Source organism: Neobacillus sp. SM06 (genome assembly GCF_050496765.1).
In the GTDB taxonomy this organism is placed as follows: Bacteria; Bacillota; Bacilli; order Bacillales; family Cytobacillaceae; genus JAEVLT01.
Genome location: NZ_JBNWEO010000016.1, coordinates 27247 through 49081 on the forward strand (window position 1 = coordinate 27247; position 21835 = coordinate 49081).

Sequence of the window (21835 nt, forward strand, 5' to 3'; positions counted from 1 at the left end):
TTTTATTTTTCTACACCGCTTTTACAGGCACCTGTTCGTGCTCATGCTGCATTGGGTTTTTTGGTGTACCTTTTTGTTTCATCGAAGGGTTGAAACGTTTGAGCAACAGTGTATTTAATGTTACTGAAACAGAACTTACAGCCATGAACAATGCCGCTAATTCTGGGCTCACGACAAGTCCTGTAAATGGATACAAGAGACCTGCTGCAAGTGGAATCCCGATCGTATTGTAAATAAAGGCCCAGAATAGGTTTTCTTTTACCTTTCTCATTGTCCGTTTGCTGATTTCAATTGCGCCCACGACATCACGAATATCATCTTTAATTAGAATAATGTCACCCGTCTCTTTGGCAACGTCTGTACCACTGCCAATCGCAATCCCAACTTCTGCTTGTGCAAGTGCCGGAGCATCGTTTACGCCATCACCGACCATGGCTACCTTTAATCCTTGCGATTGCAGTTTGATGACTTCATTTGCTTTGTCTTGCGGAAGGACTTCTGCTAAAACAATGTCAATGCCGACTTGTTTGGCAATGGCATCGGCTGTCCGTCTGTTATCACCCGTAATCATCGCAACCCGGATGCCCATTTTTCTTAATTTGCTTACCGCTTCAATTGAATTTTCCTTTAGCGTATCGGCAACGGCAATGATACCGGCTGGCTTGCCATCAATCGCAATGAACATCGCGGTCTTTCCATCACCTTCCAACTTTTCTGCTTTCGGTAACAATCTTTCAAAAGCAACCGCTTCTTGCTTCATTAACCTTCTATTCCCTGCTAAAATTCGATGGCCTTCAAAATACGCAACGACACCATGCCCCGGGATCGAGTCAAAGGAATCGGCATCTTTAACGACCATCCCTTTCTCTTTAGCTCCATTCACAATGGCCTCACCAAGTGGATGTTCTGAGTTTTTCTCGGTGACTGCAGTAAAGAGTAATACTTGTTCTTCAGTAAATGGATGTAATGCGACCACATCGGTTAACGATGGTTTCCCTTTTGTTAAAGTACCCGTTTTATCAAAAACAATGGCTTGTAGTTTTGAGGAAGCTTCAATGGCTCCGGCTCCCTTAAAGAGAATTCCGTTTTCAGCACCTTTACCCGTTCCGGCCATCATCGCGCTTGGTGTGGCCAGCCCAACTGCACAAGGACAGGAAATAACGAGCACCGTTAAACTTAGAAGTAGCGAGAATCCAAAGACGCCGATACTTGTTAACGAATATGGCGATAGGATAAACCGTGAATCAGCTTGGAAAAAGGCGTCAAACCCGATAAAGAACCAGAAAATAAAGGCAAGAACAGCTAATAAGTGAACACCGAGAATAAAGTGCCCGGCCACCCAGTCCGCCATTTTTTGAATCGGTGCCTTCGATGCCTGTGCATCTTCCACAAGCTTGATAATTTGGGCTAAAGCTGAATCTTTTCCAACCTTTGTTGCTTCAAAGCGGAATGAACCTGTTTTGTTAATGGTTCCGCCAATAACAGCGTCGCCTGTACGTTTTTCGACCGGAATACTTTCACCTGTAATCATCGATTCATCAACAGCTGAATAACCGTCCTTAACCGTTCCATCAACAGGAACACTTTCACCCGGGCGAACAATAACGATATCACCAGGGATGACTTCATCAGCGGCAATTTCCATTTCCTTTCCGCCGCGAATAACACGTGCGACTTTTGCCTGTAAACTCATCAGCTTGCGGATCGCTTCAGATGTTTTCCCGCGCGTGAGTGCCTCTAGGTACCGTCCTAAAACGATAAAGGCAGTTAAAAGGGCTGCGGACTCGAAAAAGGTCGCTTCCGAACCACCAAATCCTGCATTCGGCGCGACAGTATTAATGACGGCAATTAAATAAGATGCACCGATTCCTGTTGCATACAACAGGTTCATATCTGTAACACCGCGTTTTAAGCCGCGGAAACTATTGGAGAAAAATTGCCAGCCTGGGCCAAGTACAACTGGTGTTGTTAATATCCATAAAAGATAGTTATTACCTAAAAATTCAGGTACAAATTTAGGAAGGATCCAATAATCTCGAAACTGGCCAAGCATAATAATGATTGCCAGCGGCCACGTCCAAAGCATAAATCTTCCCTGGCGCTTAATTTCGTGTTCCCTTGCTGCTTTCTCCTTGTCTAATTGATCTTTGCCTGTTAGTTTTTCGGAGGCTGTATAGCCTAACTGGCCGATCTCTTGCTTGATATCCTGTTTGGTCACACTTCCAGGATAAAATTCCACCTTAACAGACTCTGAAGCCAAGTTGACGACGACATTGGTCACTCCTGTCAATTGGCCAACGGCTTTTTCCACTTTTGACACACAAGATGCACATGTCATACCATGAACCGATAAATGGATCTCTTCCATCCCAACATTGTAGCCAACATCTTGAATCGCCTTAACCATATCAGGTACGGCTACTTTTCCTTCGTCAAATTCAACTTGTGCTTTCTCGGCAGCTAAATTGACCTTTGCGCCTTTCACCCCTTGCAGGTTAGACAGTGCTTTTTCAATGGTGCTGACGCAGGACGCACATGTCATACCTTCAACTGGGAGAACAATTAGTTTCATTCCCATATTGTGAACCTCCTTATTTTTTCCTCCTTAACAAAATGAAGTAGGTGGCTTATTTGAATTTCTATTTTTATCGTACTCAGGAAAGGTGAAACGAAAATGAGTTACATGTAAGAAATTCCTAAGAAATTCCAATATCGGTCTGTTTTTAATGAACAAAAGGCTCATTTCCTAGAGAAAAATAAAAATCCCTTCTGAGACAGTTGCCAGGATTTTCTCCTAAAAACTATCCAAAAGGGATGTTTGTTTTCTTTCTTTTCAGCTATTATTTTCGTTTATTCGAACGCCAAATGGAGAACAAAACAGATCCTCCAAAAAGAATGGAAATTACAAAGCCTCCAGTAAACAACCAGCTGAGATTATTGACTGTTCCGGTTGATCCAGGATGATAAATGAGCATTACCAAAGCCAAACTGATGATGATTGCACTTGTTAAAATGCTCAACGCGAGGCGATTAAACATTTTATTCAATTCACTGATGAGGGATTCCGGTTTTTTTACATTCATTTGCACTTCCAGCTGATCTTGCTTTGCTTTTCGCAGTATGTTCAGAACAAGACCTGGCGCTTCAGTCGATAATGCAAACAAATCAAGCGCTGCTTGCTTGACTTTCTTCTTCTGCTCTGTCCGAAAGTTTTGAAAGTAGAGACGCGGAGCATTGTTTGCCATAAATTCAAACAAGTTAAATTCCGGATCCAATCGTCGTCCAATCCCTTCACTCATCACGATTGTCTTGGCTAGCAAAGAGAAGTGGCCAGGAACACGAATTTTGTTTTTATAGATGATTTCCAGCAGTTTTCCCACTGCTTTAGCTAAATCGATTTCTGCAAGTGTATCATGAAGGTAACGGTCAATAAAGATTTTTAGATCCTTCTTCAGTAGATCAACATGTGCATGCTGATTTTCCGGATCAAGACTGAGAAGGACATCCGCAATCTTACTTTCATTTTTCTGCGCCAACCCTAAAAATAAGGAAACCATTTGCGAACGGCTCTCTTCGGTTAGTTCACCGACGAGGCCAAAGTCAATGAGCGCGAGGCTTCCATCCCTTTTAATAAAAAGATTGCCTGGATGCAAATCACCATGAAAAAAACCATCCTCAAAAATCATCTTCAACAAAATCTCTGCACAATTTCTTGCCAATTTCTTTACATCAATCGTTGTTTCCTTTATCGAAACGAGCTCATCCACACTATAGCCTTTCACTTCTTCCATTGTGATGATTCTTTTGGTCGTTAAATCCCAATAGACTTTTGGAATACAAAGTTTCTGATTCCCATGAAAATTACTGTCAAACCGCTCAATGTTTTTTCCTTCCTGTACGTAATCCAATTCTTTCATTAAGGCGGCCCCGAACTCTTGAACGAGGTCGGTAAAATTTACGATTTCTCCTAACCGAAGGCGGTTTTGTGCCAATTGTGCAAGATGTTGAATGATTTGCAAGTCCTCTATTACCGTGTCCTCGATCTCGGGCCGTTGGACTTTTACGATAACTTGTTCTCCATTGGTTAGAACGGCTCGATACACTTGACCAATGGATGCGGAAGCCAGTGGCGTTTCATCAAAACGCGAAAACAGCGAACGCCAATTCTCACCTAGTTCTTCTTTTATGCACTCTCTGATTTCATCAAATTCAAGAGGTGGGACAGATGCTTGCAATTTAGACAAATCTTCAATATACGATTGCGGCAATAAATCTGAACGCGTACTTAATATTTGTCCCATTTTTATAAATGTCGTCCCCAATTCCTCAAAGGCAGCCCGCAAATGCTGTGGTTCGGTATAGGGTGCTTCTTGAACACGATGGCCAAAGGAACCTTGATGAAATGGGAAAAGGCGATCCAACCCCAATTTAACAAGCAGAAAGCCAAAACCGTGTTTGATTAATATTTTCACAATCTCTCGATACCTTTTGGAGTAGAAATGCACTTTCCTCATGTTACAATCCTCCCATTTCAAGATTCCTTTACTACTTCCATTTTAATAAAAAAAGCCGTTGGGTGCAGCAAATCACCCAGCAGCTCATCGTTTTTCAGAACTTGCATTGCATTATTTATTCGATAGTTTGCAGATAGGGCGAAGCTTTACACCAATGATACTGCCGAACATAGCAGCAATCATCCATACCCAGCCGTGAAGGCTAAACGAAGCGACACCGCTGAAATACGCTCCAATGTTGCAGCCAAAGGCAATTCGTGCACCATACCCCATTAGAATGCCGCCAACAAGAAGGCTGACAACTGTTCTTACCGGGATCTTGCGCCAAAAGCGGTTTGGCTTCCCGCTAAGTCCGAGCGCCAACAAAGCCCCAAAAACAATTCCAATATCCAATACAGAAGTCACATCTTGGAAGATGCTATTGTTTAATGCTGCAGCATTCGCAGGCGTTTGCCAGTAACCCCAATCGGTTACTTGAATCCCAAGCGGCTGTGCAAATTTCGCTCCCCAAAGTGCGAATGCGGATGTGATTCCCCACGGTTTTCCGGTAATCAATAGAAGAAGCGCATTCCCAACAGCAAGCACAACACTGCCAAGAATCAATGGCCAAGGCCCTTTATAAATTGCCTTCCAACCCGCCGACCAATCAGGGCGAAGGGATTCGATATTGCCGTTGCGGCGTTTTTCAATATAAAGTGTCGCAATAAAGACAATGATCATAATCAATAAATTAAACAGGAATCCCCCCGTAACACCGAACGTTTGAATGAATGAGACAGGACCGATAGTAGGCGTCGCCATCCACCATGTGAAATGGGCACTTCCAATGACGGAACCGGCCACAAAACCGATTAGGGTCAGAAGGCCGCGAGAGTCACCGCCACCTAAGTGATAAAGTGTACCTGACGCGCAGCCATCTCCTAATTGCATGCCAATTCCAAATACAAAAGCGCCAAACAGAACGGACATGCCTACAGGAAATACATACCCAGTTGCTTGGTTCCCGAAACCACCCAACAGAATCGGAAGAAACAAAATGTTGGCCATTAAGAACAAAATCATCTGCGCCCGGATGCCCACACCACGCCCACCTGTCAAGAATACGCGAAAAGCACTTGTAAAACCATAGTGGGCATGGTACAAAGCCAACCCCAATACCCCGGCAATTAAATATAACGATGCTTGTTTATATGAAACGGTGCTGCCAAGAAAGAGAAATCCACTCGCAAAAACAGCCAGTGTGAAAACAGTAATCGGCCTGTTTACATTTCCTAAGCTTGGCTTGCGAATGGACGGTTTAAACTCTACTGCTGCATTTTGACTGCTCATTACAATCCTCCACCTTTTTCTATTTTTCTAGCTTTTTAAAAAGCATTATTTATATAACAGTATTCTAATCGGATTTCTTATGAATCTATATTAGCATCCCACTACAATGGAGGCAACTCTTTTTACTTCTTTTGAATGGGTATTTTTGGATATCATTTTGAATGAACGAGGGATTCGACGTACTTTGGATGGGATTCAACGCTTTTTGAGTAGAATTCGACGTACTTTGGATGGAATTCGACGCTTTTTGAGTAGGATTCGACGCACTTTGGATGGAATTCGACGCTTTTGGAGTAGAATTCGACGTCTTTGTCGAATTCCAATGCCGATACTCAACCTCCGCCACCATTCTTGTAGCGCAATCGATTTAGCGATAGTTGCAGACTGATGAATCGATCCTACGATTCATACATAAACAAACAAAATCTTTGACATACTGAAAAAAATAAGGTAAATTATCAAATTGGCGAACGTTTTTATTTTTTTGTTTTTAAATATTCGTATTTAGGGGTGTTTGGTTTGGAAAATGTATTTGATTATGAAGATATACAACTGATCCCTGCAAAATCAATCGTAAAAAGTCGTTCTGAATGTGATACATCTGTAACGTTTGGCGGACATACATTTAAATTGCCTGTTGTCCCGGCAAATATGCAGACCATTATTGACGAAAAAATCGCCGTATTTTTAGCGGAAAATGGATATTTTTACATCATGCACCGTTTTCAGCCGGAAAAGCGGCTAGCCTTTGTGAAAGAGATGAAAGCCCGCGGGTTAATCGCATCCATCAGCGTTGGGGTTAAAGAGGAAGAATATCGCTTCATTGAACAATTAGCGGAGGAACAGCTTTCACCTGAATATGTCACAATTGACATTGCACACGGCCACTCCAATGCCGTCATTGAGATGATTCAACACATTAAAAAGCATTTACCGCAAAGCTTTGTGATTGCCGGAAATGTCGGAACTCCAGAAGCTGTAAGGGAACTGGAAAACGCTGGTGCAGATGCGACAAAAGTAGGCATCGGCCCGGGAAAAGTATGTATTACGAAGATAAAGACCGGTTTTGGAACAGGCGGCTGGCAGCTGGCAGCACTGCGTTGGTGTGCCAAAGCTGCAAGCAAGCCGATCATTGCAGATGGAGGAATTCGTACCCACGGTGATATCGCGAAGTCAATTCGATTCGGAGCCTCGATGGTAATGATCGGATCCTTATTTGCCGGACATGAGGAATCACCAGGCGAAACAATCGAAAAAGACGGAAAGCTTTATAAGGAATATTTCGGATCAGCTTCAGAATTCCAAAAAGGGGAACGAAAAAATGTCGAAGGTAAAAAAATGTATGTGGAATACAAAGGTCCATTAATTGATACATTAATCGAAATGGAACAAGACCTTCAATCCTCGATATCGTATGCAGGAGGAAACAAACTGGCTGCAATCCGCAACGTCGACTATGTCATTGTGAAAAACTCCATTTTCAACGGCGATCGAATTTATTAAAAAAATGCAATCCTGCGAAAGAGAGCGGCAACCTGAATGGTGCCGCTCATTTTTGCTTACTTATGAATCGTGATTCTCGCGAACGAAAGTAAGCAAAAAACGTTAAAAAGAACCGGGCATTAGGAAAGCTACTAGTGACCGCTTTACCCTAAAAAATACGAGAGTCGGGCATTAGAAAAGCTACTAATGACCTTTCCACCCTTAAAAACACGAGAGTCGGGCATTAGAGAAGCTACTAATGACCGTTCCACCCTTAAAAACACGAGAACCGGGCATTAGAGAAGCTACTAATGACCTTTCCACCCTTAAAAACACGAGAACCGGGCATTAGAGAAGCTACTAATGACCGTTCCACCCTTAAAAACACGAGAATCGGGCATTAGAAAAGCTACTAATGACCGTTCCCCCCTTAAAAATACGAGAAGCGGGCATTTGGGAAGCCACTAGTGACCGCTTTACCCCGAAAAATAAGAGAAGCGGGCATGCATAGAGTCGTAAGAGGGAAAACAAAAAAGAGAAAAAGCAATGCCGGAATTTTTTAGCTAATCACCAAAATTTATATCCGTAAATTCTGACCGCATAAGGGCAACTACGCCTCTGTCTTAGCAAGAATGCCTTTTAGTAAAAAGGGGTTACTTTCATACTTGCTACCAAACATGCGATTCTTTGGTATAGTTAGATTAACGAAAAATTATCACGATGCTATTTAGAAAGAAAAGGGGTTATTGTATGCTGCAATGCCGTGAAGAAGTGCTGGATCTAACGAAACAACTTGTTACCATTGAAAGTATCGTTAATACAACTGGAGAAAAATGGATTGCCCAGTCTGTCTATAAGCTTATCTCCTCCTTCCGTTATTTTTCCCAAAACCCTGGCTGTCTAGCTTTGGAACAGACCGTAGATGATCCCAAGGAACGGTATAACGTACTTGCATTCGTAAAAGGAAAGAAAGGAAAAAGCAACCGAACGGTGATCTTAATGGGTCATCTGGACACCGTTGGGATCGATGACTTCAATCATTTAAAAGAGCTGGCCTGCTTACCGGAAGAACTAATGGAAGCGTTTAAGAAAGAAGAAGAGCTTCCCCCTTCGGTCAAAGAACACTTACATTCCGGGGACTGGTTATTTGGCCGTGGCGTCCTTGATATGAAAAGCGGGGTTGCCAGCCATCTTTATCTTTTAAAATACTACTCAGAACATCGTGAAGAATTGGATGGCAACCTTGTGTTCCTCGCTGAATGTGATGAGGAGGACAGCTCGCACGGTGTTCTTTCAGCATTAAAAACGTTAAAACGTTGGAAAAACGAGCATGGTTTTGACTATATAGCGGCCATCAATGCCGATTTTGTATCGCCTAGATTTGAAGGCGATGAAAATCGCTATCTTTATAAGGGTACTGTCGGAAAACTGCTGCCTTCCTTCTTTATTACTGGGGCAGAAACACATGTCGGCTCAGCCTTTGAAGGACTGGATCCGAACTTTCTTGCCGCCGAGCTGACAAGGCAAATTGACTACAATCCTGAACTTTGCAATGAAGCGTTTGGAGAAACGACCGTGCCGCCCGTTTCCTTAAAACAAACCGATTTAAAACCGTCGTATACAGTTCAAACTGCCCTTTCTGCTTATGTTTACTATAATTTCTTTATCCATTCATGGTCACCGAAGGACGTACTTGAAAAGTTAAAAGAACAAGCAATCCTCGCCTTCTCTAACGCGCTTGTTTCTTTTGAAGAAAGGTATCGACAATATTGCAAAATAAGCGGCCAACCTTATGTACAGCCTTCATGGAAACCAAGAGTGCTGACTTACGAAGAAATGGAACAAGCATTGCTTAAAGAAAATGGCGAAACGTTCACCATCCATTTGAATGAATTCAAAAAAAATCTGTTGAAAAATAACGAACTGGATACCCGCATGTTTGCCGCAAGAGTCGTGGAGGAAGCTTGGAAGTGGATGAAGGATAAAAGTCCGGCGATTATCCTTTTTTACTCATCCCTCTATTCGCCAAGAATCGAGTTAACAGGCAAAACAAGGGATGAACGCAATTTAATCAATGCGTTGGAAAAAGCGGTGGAAGAAATACAGCCAAATTATCCATATCCGATCGTAACCCGGAACTTTTTCCCATACATTTCCGATACGAGCTTTCTTGCTCTTAGTGATGATGAAGACGGCATTCATGCTGTTTCAAGCAATAACCCTGGATGGGGAACAAAACATTATGTCAACTATCAAGATATTCGCGACATCAATGTCCCTGTGATCAATATCGGACCTTATGGTAATGATGCCCATAAGAAATTTGAAAGAGTAGAAAAAACTTATTCACTGGAAATGGTGCCAAATCTTACAAACCTGGTGATCTCTAATTTGTTAAAAACCACGTGAACATGACTGCAATCTGCTTTTTTGCAGTCTCTTGCGATATGCTATAAAATTGACGTTGATCCTTTTATTGACTGATGCTATAGATTGGATACTCCGCAGATTAGGGAAGATGCGGAAAGTGAGTTTCTAGAGCGGAAGTCTATTGGAAAATTTTCGAAATTTAAAAAGGAGGAATGATATCGATGATTTCACTAAAAGGTAAAACAGCTCTCATCACCGGGGCAGGCCGAGGAATTGGACGTTCAACTGCCCTTGCCTTAGCAAAAGAAGGTGTTAACCTCGGATTGATTGGCCGGACAATGTCCAATCTTGAAAGGGTAAGTGCCGAACTTGAGCAATATGATATAAAAGTTTCAGCAGCAGTAGCCGACGTAGCCGATCTAGAAGCCGTTCAGCATGCAGTTGAACATCTAAAAGGCGATCTAGGCCCGATTGATATTTTAATCAACAATGCGGGAATTGCGAAATTTGGAGGCTTTCTCGATTTATCTCCTGAAGAGTGGGAAACCATTATTCGCGTAAATTTAATGGGTGTGTACAATGTAACAAGGGCAGTGTTGCCTGAAATGATTGAAAGAAAATCAGGAGATATTGTCAATATTTCTTCAACAGCCGGACAAAAAGGTGCACCAGTGACAAGTGCTTACAGCGCATCGAAGTTTGCCGTATTGGGGCTGACGGAATCGCTTGCGCTTGAAGTGAGAAAGCATAATATTCGCGTCACAGCCTTAACACCGAGCACGGTTGCCACTGACCTCGCTATCGAAACAAACTTGATCACCGGCAATCCTGAAAATGTAATGCATCCGGAAGATCTGGCTGAGCTTCTTGTTGCTGGCCTAAAACTTCATCCGCGCGTTTTTGTAAAAGCCGCAGGATTATGGTCAACCAATCCGTAATATGTAAAAGTAGAAGCAGGACACCACTGTCCTGCTTTTTATATTTTTAAAGAAAAGAAAACATTCTTTTTCTCCTCGCTTAAAAAAGAAAAAGGGCTTTCACAAAGAAGGTGAAGCCCTTTTTCGATAGATTAATAAAACACATATCCTACGAAATTATGATTTGCATGATTTTTAATTGGTTACAAGAATTCGCTCCTCTGTCTGCAATGGCACGTTTGCGTTTAGGCCAAGCGTCTTCGCTGTTGAAACATGGATTTCGGCAAAAAGATCTGGGTTTTCCACTAATGACATACCATATGAAGGAATGATTTCTTTTATTTTCGGTTCCCACTCATCCAGTTGCTGCGGGAAGCATTTTTTCATCACTTCAAGCATGACGGAAACGGCAGTAGAAGCACCAGGTGAAGCACCGAGCAATGCAGCAATCGAGCCATCAGCGGCACTAATAACTTCTGTTCCAAACTGAAGCGTTCCTTTGCCGCCAGCCTCAGTATCTTTAATCACTTGGACACGCTGGCCCGCTACTACGATATCCCAATCTTCGCTTTTGGCGTTCGGAATAAATTCCCGCAGTTCTTCGATCCGTTGTTCTTTTGATAGCATTACTTGCTGGATCAAGTATTTTGTCAACGGAATGTTTTTTGCTCCTGCCGCCAACATCGTGATCACATTATTTAGTTTTACTGAACGCAATAAATCCAGATTTGAACCTGTTTTTAAGAATTTTGGCGAGAAACCTGCAAATGGTCCGAAGAGCAGGGATTTTTTGTTTTCGATATAGCGAGTATCCAGATGCGGAACGGACATTGGAGGCGCTCCAACTTTCGCTTTTCCGTACACTTTTGCATGATGCCGCTTTACAACATCCGGATTATTGCACACCAAGAACAAACCGCTTACCGGGAAACCGCCAATATGCTTGCTTTCAGGAATACCGGTTTTTTGCAGCAATGGCAAGGATCCTCCACCGGCACCGATAAAGACGAATTTTGCTGTATGGCGCTCAACTTCACCGCTCGCGTTGCGCACTTTCAATTCCCATCGGCCGTCACTCGTACGTTTCAGATCCTCAACCTGATGTTTGTATTGGATCTCAACGTTTTGATACTTTAAATAGTCAAACAATACGCGCGTTAAAGCTCCAAAATTCACATCTGTTCCAGAATCGATTTTTGTTGCGGCAATCGGCTCATCCGAAGTACGGCCTTCCATAATAAGCGGAATCCATTCTTTCAGTTTTTCATGATCATCGGAAAATTCCATCCCTTTAAAGAGTGGACATTTCGAAAGCGCTTCAAATCGCTTTTTCAAAAAGGCTACATTTTTTTCCCCTTGCACCAAGCTTATATGAGGCAATGGCATGATAAAATCCCTTGGGTTATCGATCAGTTTCTTGCTTACAAGGTAGGACCAAAATTGCCTTGAAACCTGAAACTGCTCATTAATTTTTATTGCTTTGCTACTATCCAGCGATCCATCCGGTTTTTCGACGGTGTAGTTAAGCTCGCATAGCGCAGAATGCCCCGTTCCTGCATTATTCCATTCGTTTGAGCTTTCCTCTCCGGCATTTTCAAGCTTCTCAAACACGGTAATTGTCCAGTCTGGCACTAATTCTTTCAAGAGTGTTGCCAAAGTCGCACTCATGATTCCAGCGCCGATTAAGATTACGTCTGATTTCGTTTGTCTGTTACTCATTTTTCCCATCCTTATACCCCTTAGATTTGCAGAAAGGATGTTAGCGCTCCTTTAAAGCACCATTGTAAGCAAGAGCGCAACGAACCATACACCTTTTCTGAACCTGTTATAGCTAATTCTAGTGTACCACTATTATTTGATATATTGAAATATTTAATATTATTATAGTTATTATGCTATTAAAGCAGAAAAAATGATACTTGAAAGACAATTCTTTGTCAGAAGGCCCTTCAGCAAGCACCTCACATCAAAAAAATTAACCTTGAGTGCCGAAATTGGTATTAAAATCCTTTGACACACAGATAAAAATAATGTAGATTACCACATATACGAACATTCCTTATAAATTATAACATAATATTCGTATTTTAGTTCTTCGTATAAATTTGGTAATATGGTCCAAAAGTTTCTACCAAACTACCGTAAATAGTTTGACTATGGAGAATAACAAGAAACGAATAGGAATGAACCCGGAGTATTCCGTGTTTTTCCTGATGCCCTCGTTTTTGTTTTTTCTGTATGTCAAACTCTAGTGAAAAACTAGAGTTTTCTTTTTTTCACTTCAGCTTATACGAGTTCAATTTTCACATAACAGGGGAGGAAAAAGGAATGGAAAAAACAAATCAAACAAAATCCGTTTGGGGGGAAATAAAAGAGAACTACCGGTTATATTTATCTGCACTGCTGATTGTTCTCATTGCAGAGCTAATTGGAACGAAAAAGATTCAGGCAGGCTCTGCTTTAATTGTGATCTATCCAATGCTTTTTGCCATTATAATAAGTGTTTTGCTCGGACGTGATTTACTGGGATTTTTTAAGGAAAAAGAAACAAAAAAAGCCTCGTCTCTTGTGCTAGTGGCGATTGCACCTTTTATGGCAAAAATTGGCGTGCTTGCCGGTTCAAATCTTCCAAAGTTAGTTGATGTAGGGCCTGCTCTCGCTTTCCAGGAGCTTGGTCACGTGGGAACCATCATCTTTGCCCTTCCTATTGCATTATTGCTCGGTATTAAAAAGGAAGCAATTGGCGCAACTAGTTCCACCTGCAGGGATAAAGATTACGGACTTATTTGTCATCTATATGGGGCTGATTCCGCCGAAGCCAGGGGCGCCCTTTCCATTTATATCATCGGTTTCTTAATCGGTACGATCTACATCGGGTTTTTAGCAAGCATTGTGGCAGCTACCCACCTTTTCCATCCTTTAGCCCTTGCAATGGCTAGCGGCGTTGGAAGCGGCGTAATGATGGCTGCAGCCTCCAGTACTTTGGCAACCATCTATCCTCACTATGCGGATCAGATTGTCATGCTGGCAGGTGCTAGTGATATGCTTTCTGCGATCATCGGAATTTATTTCACACTATTTATCTCTCTTCCGCTTACAAAGAAACTGTATTTCTGGCTAGAGCCTAGAATTAGTCCAAAACGCACACGTGCGACTACTACCGTAAATGTTCGAAAGGCAGGTTGATTCATATGACGATGAGCATGAAGAATTGGGCAGTATCTCTATTACTTACATCCGCTATTACAACCATAATTGCGAATCTTATCGGGAACCATATGTCGGTTACAGACTCGATTCCGGGTGTACTCATTTTATCGGCTATTGCCTTTATTGGAATATTTATTGGAAAACTAGTTCCCTTAAAAATCCCTCCTATTGTTTATGTTGTTTTAATTGGATTAGCTGTAGCAAGCCCTATATCGCCAATTGCCAAACCCATTATTGACTATACAGCGAAAATCTCTTTTATGGCTCCGATTACCATTGTCGGTACAATGGCTGGAATTGGACTGAATGTTAAATCCTTCCTCGGCCAAAGCTGGAAAATGCTTATCGTAGCCATTTTAGTCTTTACAGGAACATTCCTCATCCAGGCTATTTTTGCTCAAGTATTTTTGAATGTAACACACGCGTTAAACTAATACTTACGATAAAGTGAAACTTCCATCAGTGGGAGTTTTCCTGCCCGCAAACGCGAGATAAATGGGGATGGGAGGACAGCTTGTTCTCCTTTCTCTCTTTTTACCGGAGGATAAAAATGGAAAACAAAGGGTTTAATGCTGATTTAATCATCCGAAACTGTTCTGTCTTGACACCTGAATTTGAGATAAAAAGCAGCCAATGCCTTGTAATAAAAGACGAAACCATTTTGGATATTGGCGATGAAACGCTCCTGTCAAATATCTACAAAGCCAAAGAAACGTTAAACGGAAATGGCAAATTGGTCATGCCAGGTCTGATTGATGCCCATACCCATACATGCCAACATCTTTTAAGAGGAAGAATTAGCGATGAATATCCGATGATTTGGACACGTATCATGGTTCCATTTGAAAGCAATCTTCAAGAAAAGGATGTTTACACGAGTGCTCAGTTAAGCTGTCTTGAAATGATTAAATCGGGAACAACTGCGTTTATTGACGCAGGCGGAAGACATATGCATAGAGTAGCTGAGGCTGTTGTGGAGTCAGGTTTGCGCGGCGTGATTACATGCTCTACAATGGATAGCGGCAACAATATCCCTGACACGATGAAGTCGAGTACGGAAGAAAACCTTCGTAAAAACCGACAACTTTTTCACGATTATCACGGTGCTGGCGATGGCAGATTGGATGTATGGTTTTCCCTTCGCTCCATCATTACCTGTACACCTATATTAGTGGAGAAAGTATTTGAAATGGCGAAAGACTGCTCAACAGGCGTACAAGCCCATATGAACGAATATCCAAATGAAGTGAGTTATTGTTTGGAAAACTTTCAAATGCGGCCTTATGAGTTTCTGGAGTCCCTTGGGGTTCTCGATCAAAACTTTTTAGGCGCACACAGCATTCTGTTATCGGAAAATGAAATGGACATTATTAATACGTACAATAACAAAATTGCCCACTGTCCAATAAGCAACTCAGGAAAGGGATTTACGAAAACACCAGCCTTGCTGCAAAAAGGCATAGGGATTGGACTAGGGACAGATGGTGCCGCCCATTCCGGCTTAAGTTTGTTTGATCAGATGAAAGTATTTAAATCATTAATGCGGGCGTTTTGGGGTGTACCGATTTTTGATCCGGTTGCAATGCCTTCAAGAACTATTTTAGAAATGGCTACATTAGGTGGAGCAAAATCGATGCTACGTGAAAATCAGCTGGGAACGTTGGAAATCGGCAAAAAAGCAGATATGATCTTAATCAACATCGACCAGCCTCATATTCAACCCACACACAACCTAATCAACACGCTAATCGAGTCAATCAACAGTCATGATGTTACCGATACAATCGTGAATGGGAAAATTTTAATGAAGGATAGACACGTTCTTACATTGGATGAAGAAAAAATAAAATATGAAAGCAAACAGACATTAAAAGAACTAGCAATTAGAGCCAACATATAGCCAGATGTTTATCTGGTGTGTGAAGAAATTGAGGTCAGATCATGTTCAACTATTTACTTCTTTTTAGTATCGTTTTTAGTTCAAATTTGATTATTGGAGTATTATTGGGAATGTCCGGAATTTCCGGCTTTCTCCTTCCATTAATTTATGTAGGTTTATTAACGATACCGGTGCATGATTCCCTTGCACTTAGTTTCTTATCCTTTGCCGTTTCAGGCATAATCGGTTCCTACTCCTATTGGAAATCCAAAAACATGGATTTAAAACTTGCACTTTATTTAAGTATTGGCAGTTTGCCCGGTGCGTTTCTAGGCGTCCAAATCAATGTGTTCATTTCAGATTTCCTGGCAAAACTTCTCCTCTACATTTTCGTCTTGCTGGCTGGGCTTTCCATTTTAGTTAAGAAAACTAACCAAAGCACGGAGCCGCTAAAAAAACAATCCACTCTATTGGATAAACCTTTAATGGTCATTCTGCTTGGGTTCATTACAGCAGGTATTTGTTCATTAACAGGGGCAGGTGGTCCCATTTTAGTTGTTCCATTGCTTGCAAGCCTTGGAGTCCCAATCAGAACAGCAGTCGGAGTCGGCCTTTTAAACTCTATTGTCATTGCCATTCCATCCATCTTCGGATACTTTGCTTATTCAACCATGGGAAATATCAAAATGTTGGTGATCTCCAGTCTGCTCGGTACAGTTATAGGAATTGTAACAGGAGCACGACTAGCAAACAAAGTATCGATTCACCATTTAAAAATCATTATCGCAATCATCACCATCTTCTCGTCGGTTTATATGCTCATTATGCTAAAAGTGGGAGCCTGACTCCCACTTTTTCACATTCTGTCTATCATCAATATTCAACTTTTACATGTTCCGAAACAGATTTGTTGGATATTCCTTTTGACTGAATGAATCGCTCGATTCGTTTGAGTGCTTCTTGCAGTTGCATCATCGATGTGGCATAAGAGCATCTCACATACCCTTCACCGCTTTGGCCAAAGACATTACCGGGTACCACTGCGACTTTTTCCTGCATGAGCAATTCTTCAGTAAACTGTTCCGAAGTTAATCCGGTTGCTTTTATTGAAGGAAACACATAAAACGCGCCCCCGGGATTATGACAATCCAAACCGATCATATTTAAGGTTTGAACCATGAAGTTTCTTCTCCTTCGATAGCTTCGCTTCATTTTTTCAACTTCATGAAAAGAATTACGGAGCGCTTCAATGGCACCATGCTGAAGCATCGTTGGAGCACACATCGTGGTATATTGGAATAGTTTCAGCATGACCTCGACAAACGGCTGTGGTGCTGCCAGAAAACCCAATCTCCAGCCAGTCATCGCGAACCCTTTGGAAAATCCATTAATTAAAATGGTCCTTTCATACATCCCTTCAATCGCCGCAAAGCTTGTATGCGTGTCATCATAGCTCAATTCAGCATAAATTTCATCGGAAACGACAAGTAAATCATGCATTTTAATAATCTGAGCAATCTCCTCAAGTTCCTTTTTGTTTAAAGAAGTACCAGTTGGATTGTTTGGAAAGCATAACAATATCGCCTTTGTCTTTTCCGTTATCGCATTTTCCAACTGCTCGGGTGTCAACTTAAACCCATTTTCGGGCGATGTTGAAATGGCGACAGGTTTTCCACCGGCAACGGAAACTAATGGGGCGTAAGAGACAAATGCCGGCTCGACAATCAGCACTTCGTCTCCTTGATTTAAAATGGTCCGAAAGGCTAAGTCTATGCCTTGACTAGCACCGATTGTCACAATAATTTGACTTTTCGGCTCATAGTTCACACCAAACCGTGTTCCTAAGTAGTTCGCTATCTCCTGTCTTAACTCGATTAGACCCGGATTTGCTGTGTAGGCGGTATATCCTTGTTCAAGTGACAAAATCGCTGCTTCTCTGATATTCCATGGAGTAATGAAATCCGGTTCCCCCACTCCAAGAGAAATGACATCCTTCATGCCGGCAGCCAGGTCAAAAAATTTTCGAATTCCAGACGGCTTTAATTCTCTTGCTGTTTCTGAAATATAGGAGGAATAATCATTCTTCATGGTGAAACCACCATTCTGCGGTCTTTATCATCACCACTGCCAAAAACTACGCCATCATGTTTGTATTTTTTTAACATAAAATGTGTTGTAGTTGAAATGACGCTTTCAATCGTTGATAATTTTTCCGATACAAAGGTGGCAATTTGATTCATCGTTTTTCCTTCAACCGTTATCGACAAATCATAGGCTCCTGACATGAGATATAGAGAGGATACTTCCGGAAATCGATAAATTCTTTCGGCTACTTCATCGAATCCGACTCCGCGTTTAGGCGTTACTTTTACGTCAATCATGGCAATCACATGCTCTTGCCCCTCAACTTTACTCCAGTCGATTAACGCAGGATAACTGACAATGACATTTTCTTCTTCTAATTTTTTGATTGTATTTCTGACCAATTCTTCACTGCAATTCGCCATTAACGCGATAGTTTCCACAGGCACCTTATGGTTCTCTTCAATAATTTTCAAAATTTCAATTTCCTCACTACTCAGTTTCATACCCGGCCTCCTCCATTTTTAAAAAAACGATCCCATAAAATTCATTTTAATAAAATATCACCTAATTGTCATCCGGATGTGTCTCAGCTATGTAGATTGCCATACTGACTTACAGACGCCATTCCCAACCTTTTTCTAAAAATTTTTTACTCCTATCCTTTAAAAAAGTGAAAATTTTCATAAACATTTAATGAATTTTTCATACATCGTTTGCTGTTTTGTTAGATTACAACCCTATTCTTAATAAAGTGAAAACATGTTAAAAAGGAGCAGAACATGGATCGTATTCAACATCGATTTACTTATTTTTTAACCTTTTCGATTATCCTTTCACTAGCTGCGATGAATGTTTTTTATCATTTAGGCAAATTCCCAATTTATAGCTGGGACGAAGCACGGCATGGCGTTAGTGCCTATGAAATGATGAAAAACGGCAACTTTTTTGTCAATACCTATCGGGGTCATCCCGATTATTGGAATTTAAAACCGCCGCTCAGCTTTTTGTCGATTTTGGTCGGTTATAAAATTGCCGGCTTCAATGCCTTTGGACTGCGGATCTCATCCGCCGTTTTTTCCTTGTTAACAATTATCATTGTTACTGTCTTTGTCTTAAAAAAGTTTGGTAAACTGGCTTCTATTTTTTCCATGCTGGCATTGTCCACTAACACTCAATTTTTAATTAATCATAGTTCCAGAACGGGTGATGCCGATGCCCTCTATGTTTTCTTTTTTACGGTTGCAATTTTGTCGCTCTTTCAATCAATTGAAAAAATACAATGGCTGTACGTTTCAGGGCTGGTCTTTTCGCTGGCGTTTTTAACAAAAAGCTGGCATGCCGGAACAATTGTTGTCATCATGGGATTGTTCCTTTTTTTTACTGGAACATACAAAAAGTTAAACTATCGGAAATGGATCTTCTTATTTTTGAGTATGCTGCTTCCTATTTTATTTTGGGCATTTATCCGCTTTCAATATGATGGTCTTCGGTTTTTTAAGGGAATGCTTTTCTATGATCTGCTGCAACGATCAAGCAGTTCGATTGAAGGTCATGTTGGCGGAGTTTTTTATTATGTCCAAATTTTAAACCGTTTCTCTTTGTTCTGGATTCTTATCGTTTTATTTACTGGGCTCCTGTTTCTTTTTCAAATAAAAAAAACAAAGGAATTTCCTAAAAATGAATACGTTATTGGAATCCTCATCGCTATTTTAGTACCTTTTCTCTTATTTACACTTGCGAAAACAAAAATTAGGTGGTATATATTGCCAATCTATCCGCCGTTATCCATGCTGATTGGCATCCTAACGAGTAAGTATATTATCCAGGGAAAACGGTTTTTAAAAGTAGTGCTGCTTCTCGCGTTTCTTTCTGTTTCCACTTATTATGAGGTGGGAATTTTAACATATTTACAAAATCCGGCGCCTAATTTTAAACAAAGTTTAATTGAGAAGGTAAAGAATCAGACTGCTTTAAGGGGGGATCACTTATACCTATACGCTCCAACCAGCAAAGTAAAATGGCTTCAGAGCGAAGTTCTAACTGCTGAATTAGCCAACGATCTGCATGTAGCAAATGGTAATTTTCAAGAGTTTCTCTCGAAGAAACATGCTTTGCTGTTAGTGCCAACTCAATGGTATAGCAAAGAGTGGGCTCAGTCATATCAATTAAAGGCCATTGCCTCGAATCAGTGGGGCTATTTGGTCAAACATGAACTGTAAATTCGAAGATCAGATTTTGCAAACATTGCCCCCATGGAATGTCGGTAAATTTAAAGAAGAAAGGAAAAAGAAATAGACAATGGCTTGTCTCAAAAGTACATTTTCGATTGAAAAATAGCTGTTTTATAAGGAATTTCCATCCCGCATTTGTAAAAATTACCTAAAAACAAACACCAAGTTTGTCCTTACCGTCATACAATGTGGTAACTCCTTTAATGAACCAGGGAGAGTCATCATCACGATCGGCGGAACCAACGGTATAGAAATGTTTTTAAGGATGTGAAAGAAATGAGTGCGGATTAACCCCCGAATTTTGGACAATATCTCTCTTATTCTCTCATTTCCATTGTTTTTTAAAATTGGATTGTCTTTCGTTATTCTTCAAAAAGGCCATGCTGCTTGACAAGGAGCCTCTGCGGGCATGACTTCCCAGCCGAGCAGCCAGATGTCACAACATCGGCATCGCCAAACAAGGCTATCATGCCCGCCACTCCTAATCAAGCTGGTGCTTTGGCTGAAGTTTGGCACTGTTACACTCGAACTTCCTTAATTACTAATGAACCCTGATTCTCATAGAATTCTTTTGGTGATAGATCTAGAATGCTTGAATGCATTCGTCTTTCGTTATAAAATACCATAAACTCTGTGACGACTTCATATGCTTGTGCATATGTTTCAAATTGCCATCTAGATAGGCAATCGTCCTCAAAAATCCGATGAAATGATTCGATATGGGCATTCATATTTGGCGTTTTGGGCGGTATTCTTTCATGCTCTATTTTATAATTTTCACAAAACTCCTCGAAAGTATGAGAAATAAACTGTGGTCCATTATCTGTTCGGATAACAGGTTTTTCCAAAGCATTAAGTAGTTGGCGTTTCAGTAGTGCTCGTTGCATTGCTTGATTGACATCGCTGCCTGTACAACTCAAGCCCATATGATAATCGACAATCCCCCTGTCATAAACGTCAATAATTGACATGACAAAGAAAAAGCGGTCTTCACCTTCAACAAATCCGTATTTTATATCGGCTTCCCACATTTGATTTGAGCTAGTAATGATGCGATTTCGTGCTAGTTTTCTAGGATGCGAGACTTTTTTCTTACGCTGTGGACGTAAGATCCCTAATTCTTTACATAATCGGTACACTTTTTTCTTGTTAATGACGAGGTTATGGTTCCGATAAAGAAACTTTGTGAGCTTGCGATAGCCATAGTTATAGGCATCGCCGGCAATCCCCTCTAATAAAAACTCCTTGATCTGTTCATCTGATACTTTTTGGCCGTCCTCTTTGAAAGAATAGCCTGGTGCTGGACGTCCCTCACTTACTTTTTTCTCTTCCACACGGTAGTTTTTTTGATAATAGTAGGTGGAACGAGGAATACCAATGATTTTTAGCACCACTGAAATGGAGTAGCCTTTTTGAATCCACTTTTCAGCTACTTCAAGTTTTTCAGCAAGTGAGGGTTTTTCTTTTTTATAAGATCACGTAAAATCGCGATTTCAAGATCTTTTTCACCTAGTAGTATTTTTAGTTTTTCGTTTTCTTTTGACATCTCTTTTGGATCAAGATCAGGCATAACTGTGACATCTACATCCCCGTATTGCCCGTTTTTATATTCGGTACACCAACGGCCTACCATATTAGCATTAAGATTATAGCGACGAGCCACTATTGCTTTATTGCCAGTCTCCAAAGCCTCTTTTATCACTTGTAGTTTAAATTCTTTTGAATGTTTTGTTCGTGCCATGATGACAACCTCCTTGGTACATTAAGTAGTATAAAATAGATCACTCTTATTGTCCAAGTTCATTTTGGGGCTAATGA

At 41.1% G+C, this 21835-nt stretch carries 15 protein-coding genes and 1 riboswitch; of the genes, 8 read left to right on the forward strand and 7 right to left on the reverse strand.

The features are described from left to right. Window positions 1–10: 10 nt before the first annotated feature. From ACQYAD_RS13180 to ACQYAD_RS13190, 3 genes are all read right to left on the reverse strand, one after another. The gene (locus ACQYAD_RS13180; RefSeq protein WP_430238863.1) at window positions 11–2578 is read right to left on the reverse strand and encodes a heavy metal translocating P-type ATPase; all 2568 of its coding nucleotides are present in this window, start codon (window positions 2576–2578) and stop codon (window positions 11–13) included. Window positions 2579–2840: 262 nt separating this feature from the next. Then, window positions 2841–4514 (reverse strand): ABC1 kinase family protein, encoded by a 1674-nt coding sequence (locus tag ACQYAD_RS13185; protein WP_430238865.1) that lies wholly within the window; start codon window positions 4512–4514, stop codon window positions 2841–2843. Window positions 4515–4625: 111 nt separating this feature from the next. After that, window positions 4626–5843, reverse strand: a complete 1218-nt coding sequence (locus ACQYAD_RS13190) for a YeeE/YedE family protein (protein WP_430238867.1) — start codon at window positions 5841–5843, stop codon at window positions 4626–4628. A gap of 519 nt (window positions 5844–6362) precedes the next feature. Between ACQYAD_RS13190 and guaC the strand changes: the two genes are divergently transcribed. The 3 genes from guaC (at window position 6363) to ACQYAD_RS13205 (ending at window position 10633) form a co-directional block, all read left to right on the forward strand. Next, window positions 6363–7346, forward strand: a complete 984-nt coding sequence (guaC, locus tag ACQYAD_RS13195; RefSeq protein WP_430238868.1) for a GMP reductase — start codon at window positions 6363–6365, stop codon at window positions 7344–7346. A 729-nt stretch (window positions 7347–8075) separates the two neighbouring features. After that, window positions 8076–9734, forward strand: a complete 1659-nt coding sequence (locus tag ACQYAD_RS13200; protein ID WP_430238870.1) for a M20/M25/M40 family metallo-hydrolase — start codon at window positions 8076–8078, stop codon at window positions 9732–9734. A gap of 182 nt (window positions 9735–9916) precedes the next feature. Next, window positions 9917–10633, forward strand: coding sequence for a 3-ketoacyl-ACP reductase (locus ACQYAD_RS13205; RefSeq protein WP_430238871.1), 717 nt, complete (start codon window positions 9917–9919; stop codon window positions 10631–10633). Window positions 10634–10807: 174 nt separating this feature from the next. Here the strand turns inward: ACQYAD_RS13205 and ACQYAD_RS13210 are convergent, their stop codons facing one another. After that, window positions 10808–12331, reverse strand: coding sequence for a malate:quinone oxidoreductase (locus tag ACQYAD_RS13210; RefSeq protein WP_430238872.1), 1524 nt, complete (start codon window positions 12329–12331; stop codon window positions 10808–10810). Between the two features lie 356 nt (window positions 12332–12687). Next, window positions 12688–12789: riboswitch (purine riboswitch) on the forward strand. 151 nt (window positions 12790–12940) lie between these two features. Here ACQYAD_RS13210 and ACQYAD_RS13215 point away from each other — a divergent pair. From ACQYAD_RS13215 to ACQYAD_RS13230, 4 genes are all read left to right on the forward strand, one after another. Next, window positions 12941–13798, forward strand: a complete 858-nt coding sequence (locus ACQYAD_RS13215) for a DUF3100 domain-containing protein (protein WP_430238874.1) — start codon at window positions 12941–12943, stop codon at window positions 13796–13798. A 5-nt stretch (window positions 13799–13803) separates the two neighbouring features. After that, window positions 13804–14256 carry a hypothetical protein gene (locus ACQYAD_RS13220; protein ID WP_430238876.1) on the forward strand — a complete coding sequence of 151 codons (453 nt, stop codon included), beginning with the start codon at window positions 13804–13806 and terminating at the stop codon, window positions 14254–14256. A 116-nt stretch (window positions 14257–14372) separates the two neighbouring features. Continuing rightward, entirely contained in the window at window positions 14373–15722 is a 1350-nt protein-coding gene (locus ACQYAD_RS13225; protein ID WP_430238878.1) for an amidohydrolase family protein, read from the forward strand. A gap of 41 nt (window positions 15723–15763) precedes the next feature. Further along, window positions 15764–16546 (forward strand): sulfite exporter TauE/SafE family protein, encoded by a 783-nt coding sequence (locus ACQYAD_RS13230; RefSeq protein ID WP_430238879.1) that lies wholly within the window; start codon window positions 15764–15766, stop codon window positions 16544–16546. A gap of 28 nt (window positions 16547–16574) precedes the next feature. Here ACQYAD_RS13230 and ACQYAD_RS13235 read toward each other — a convergent pair whose 3' ends face one another. Beyond that, window positions 16575–17789 (reverse strand): aminotransferase, encoded by a 1215-nt coding sequence (locus tag ACQYAD_RS13235; protein WP_430238881.1) that lies wholly within the window; start codon window positions 17787–17789, stop codon window positions 16575–16577. Then, the gene (locus tag ACQYAD_RS13240) at window positions 17786–18289 is read right to left on the reverse strand and encodes an Lrp/AsnC family transcriptional regulator (RefSeq protein ID WP_430238882.1); all 504 of its coding nucleotides are present in this window, start codon (window positions 18287–18289) and stop codon (window positions 17786–17788) included. Before ACQYAD_RS13240 ends, ACQYAD_RS13235 begins: the two co-directional genes overlap by 4 nt. 276 nt (window positions 18290–18565) lie before the next feature. Between ACQYAD_RS13240 and ACQYAD_RS13245 the strand changes: the two genes are divergently transcribed. Further along, window positions 18566–20005, forward strand: coding sequence for an ArnT family glycosyltransferase (locus ACQYAD_RS13245; RefSeq protein WP_430238883.1), 1440 nt, complete (start codon window positions 18566–18568; stop codon window positions 20003–20005). Window positions 20006–20535: 530 nt separating this feature from the next. Here ACQYAD_RS13245 and ACQYAD_RS13250 read toward each other — a convergent pair. Further along, a protein-coding gene (locus tag ACQYAD_RS13250) for an IS3 family transposase (protein ID WP_430238885.1) occupies window positions 20536–21758 on the reverse strand; the annotation gives its coding sequence in 2 pieces (ribosomal slippage) (window positions 20536–21470 and window positions 21470–21758; 1224 coding nt in all). Window positions 21759–21835 lie beyond the last annotated feature (77 nt).